Annotated in this window: 1 protein-coding gene; it reads right to left on the reverse strand. The window is 69.6% G+C overall.

All coding sequences use genetic code 11. The annotated features are described in order from the left end of the window. The coding region (locus IE250_RS24270) for an Ig-like domain-containing protein (protein ID WP_189671896.1) at positions 1 to 3,742 on the reverse strand (3,742 nt) is incomplete at both ends.

Genomic DNA, 3,742 nt, shown 5'->3' on the forward strand with positions numbered 1-3,742 from the left:
GGTGATGTCGGAGCCGTTGTTGTTGGGCTGGTCCCAGCTCAGCACCACCGTCTCCGAACGCACCTCCTCCACCCGCGGCGCCCGAGGTGCCGCCGGCTTGCCCAGCACGGTCAGCTTCGCGATCCCGTCGACCTCACGGTCGGGGTCCTTGGTCGCGTCCTGCACGCGGTAGCGCACAGTCATGACGCCGGTGAAGTCGGCGTCCGGCGTGACCACGACCTCGGAATTGGTGAACGACACGTCGCCCTGGCCCGTCTCGCGATCCGCACCGACCACCGTCAGCGGCTCTTCGGGGAACGGGTTGGAGTCGTTGTCCAGCACCGGGATCGTGGTCTGCTCGCCCTGGTGGGCGTCCAGCACCTGGTCCGGTGCCGTCTTGGCCAGCGGCCGGGTCGAGGGCACGACCTCGACGGTCAGCTCGGCCCGCACGGGTGGGTTCCTGCCGTCGTCGACCGTCATGGGCAGCTGCTGGAAGGTGCCCTTGGGGACCGACGGATCGACCTGCCCGGTCACGGTGGCGCCGGAGACCGACGTCGAGATGCCGTCGCTGCCGGTGACCTCGAAGGTCAGCGGGTCCTTGTCGGGGTCCTTGACGTACCGGGACAGGTCGACCGAAGCTTCCTCGGCGGCGGCGACCTTCAGCACCGGGGTGCCGATGATCTTCGGCGGCTGGTTCTTGGACGGGGTCACGTCGATCGGCAGGGTCAGGACCGAGGTCAGGCCCTCCGCGTCGTCCGGGCCGTCGCCGTCGGTGACCTCGAAGCTGACCGAGGCCGCGCCCGCGTAGTCGTCGGCCGAGGTGTAGACGATCGTGTCGTGGTCACTGACCTCGACCGTGCCCTCCAGGCCCTTGACCGTGTCCTCCTCGGTGATCCGCGGCTCCCGGCCCTCGCGGACCACCACGTAGTCCGCGAGATCGATGGTCAGCGGCTCACCGCTGAACGCCTTCAGCGGCTCCAGGCCCGGCTTGACGTGCGGGCGGGCCTGGTCGCCCGGCACCCGCACGAACGCCTTCCCTTCCAGCCCGTCCATGTCCGTCACGGCGTAGGTGATGACCTGTGCGCTCTCGGTGAGCTGCACCTGGAGCGAACCCTTCTCCGTGATCTGGACGCCCTCCAGCGAAGGGTCCACCGAGACTTCGAGGTCGGTAGCGACGCCGTCCGGGTCCACGTCGTTCGCCAGCACGTCCACCGTGACACTGGCCGAACCCTCCACGTCGTCGGCGGTGATCACGTCGTCGTGCGCGATCGGGCGCAGCAGCGGCGCGTTCCGGTCCACGTTCACCGTGATCGCGCCGGACGCGCGGGCCTTGTAGGTGTCCTGGATGCCGTAGTAGAAGGAGGACGCGCCCTCCTCGTCCGGGGCGGTGACCACCACGTCGTCCTCCACGGCCTTGGGCCGCAGGTCGCCGGTGCCCTCGAAGCCCTTGGCGACCAGACCGATCTGGTCGCCGTCGGGGTCGGAGTCGTTCTCCAGCGCGGTGACCGCTACCGTGCGGCCGGGCCGCACCGTGGTCTCGTCGTCGATGGCCTGCGGTTCCTGGTTGGTGGCCGGGGGCGTGGCGATGCCGACCCGGACGACGCCCTCCGCGGGCGCGCCACGGGTGTCCATGACCTGGTAGGTGAAGGTGTCCAGACCGGTCGCGTCCACGGCGGCCTTGTAGTCGATGAAGCCGTCCACGATCGTCGCGGTGCCCTGCGACGGGGCGCCGGAGATCGAGCTCAGCGTCACGTAGTCGCCGTCCGGGTCGGTGCCGTCCAGCGGCAGCGGGATCCGCACGATGCCGTCGCTGAGCACCCGCGCCTCGATATCGGGCAGCTGCGGGGCCGCGTTCTCCGGGGCGTCCAGCACGTTGATCGTGATCTGCGCGGCGTCCTTCTGCCCGTTGGAGTCCTCCACCTCGTACACGGCGTGGTAGGTCCCGGCCTCCTGGCCGGCGCGGAACCGCACCGTGTCCTCCGACACGAACGCCTCACCCGCCGACGCCGGCGGGGCTTCCTGCAGCTCGTCGGTGAGCGTCAGCTCCAGGCCGTCGGGGTGGGTGTCGTTCTTCAGCACCGGGATGGTCACCACGTCGCCCACGCGCACGGTGGCCAGATCACGGCCAGCCTCCGGCGGCCGCAGCTGGTCAGTTGACGGAATGGGCACTACGCGCACCTCGCCGCTAACCGTCTTGGTGCCGTTCGCGACCTTGTAGCTCAGGGTCACCGGCCCTTCCAGGCGCTTGACCTCGGAGACCTTCAGGATCTGGTGGTTCAGCACCGACACGTTCACCGGAGCTCCCGAAGGCACGCTGACACCCTGCACCACGAGCACGCCACCGGCAGGATCTGTGTCGTTGGCCAGGACGTCCACCAGCGCGGTACCGCCGGTCGGCAGCAGCACCTGGTCCGAGACCGCTACCGGCGAGCCCGCCTCGTCCGGGGGATCGATGACGTCCACCCGCACCAGGCCCGTCGCCGGGTTCGGGCCGTCGGAGATCTGGTAGGTGAGGTCGTAGGAGCCGGCCTGGTCGCTCTCGAACTTGAAGGTGCGGGTCGTCTGGTTCTGGGTGATGGTCGCCCCAGGCGAGTCCGCCACACTCGTCAGGCGGACCTGGTCGCCGTTCGGGTCGTAGTCGTTCTGCAGCGGGCTCACCGTGACCGGCTCACCGGTCAGCACGGTCACGTGGTCCTGCACCGCCACCGGCGCCACATTGGTCGCCACGACGTCGATGAGCAGCTTGCCCTCGAAGGGCATGCCCATCGAGTCCGACACGGTGACGTCCACGATCTTGCGGCCGATGGCGGTGCCGCCGTCGCGGAACTCGATCGTGCCGTCGGGGCGGAACCGCACCTCGTCGAGCGGGTCGGCGGTGCTCGCGTTCGTCAGGAACATGTCGTCGCCGTCCGGGTCCTTGAAGTAGGGCAGCACCTTGATGGTCCCCAGCCCGTCCTGACCCACGGTGAGCACCGGCTCGCCCGGCTGCTCGGGCGCGTTGTTCTCCTCCAGCGGCACCACCTTGACGTTCACCTTCGCGGTAGCCGTGCCGTTCTCGCGGCCGTCGTCCACCTCGTACTTGAAGCTGGTGGTCCCGGTCGCGTCCTCGGGCACGTCGGCCTGCAGGGCCGCACCGTCCAGCACCCGGTCCACGCCGATCTCGCCGTCCGGCTCGCCCTGGACCGAGGCGGTCATCACGTCGCCGTCCGGGTCCATGTCGTTGCCCAGCACGTTCAGCACGGTCGTGCGGCCGGGCCGTACGCCGAACGAGTCGTCCTTCGGCACCGGCGGACGGTTGGCCTTGTTCCGCTCGGCCACGGTGTGGTCGACGAGCTCGGGCGTGGTCTGCTCCGAGTCCGTCTTCTTGCCCTCGCCGTCCTCGGGCATCTTCAGGTCCCAGTCCTCGACCTTCTCGAACTGGTCCGCGGCCATCCACAGCGTGCCGTTCGCCACATCGTTCAGCACGATGATGTTGCGGTTCACGCGGTAGACCAGGCTGGTGCCGGAGTCCACACCCTCGAGCACCACGTCGACGTCGTTGTCCACACCCTCGCACTCCCGGATCACCTGGCCCGAGGTCCAGGCGCCGTAGGTGCACCCGCCGAGCTGCACGGGATCCGACGGCGTACCGCCTTCCACCGTGCGCGTGGTCGCGATCCCGCCGCCCAGCGGCTGGGAGACCAGCCCGTTCGGGGTGGCCAGCACCACGTTGTCCGACTCGCCCGACGGCTGCTGCAGCACACCCTGCGCCCCGTCGGGAACC

The sequence above is a fragment of the Promicromonospora soli genome, assembly GCF_014653785.1.
Classification (GTDB): Bacteria; Actinomycetota; Actinomycetes; order Actinomycetales; family Cellulomonadaceae; genus Promicromonospora; species Promicromonospora soli.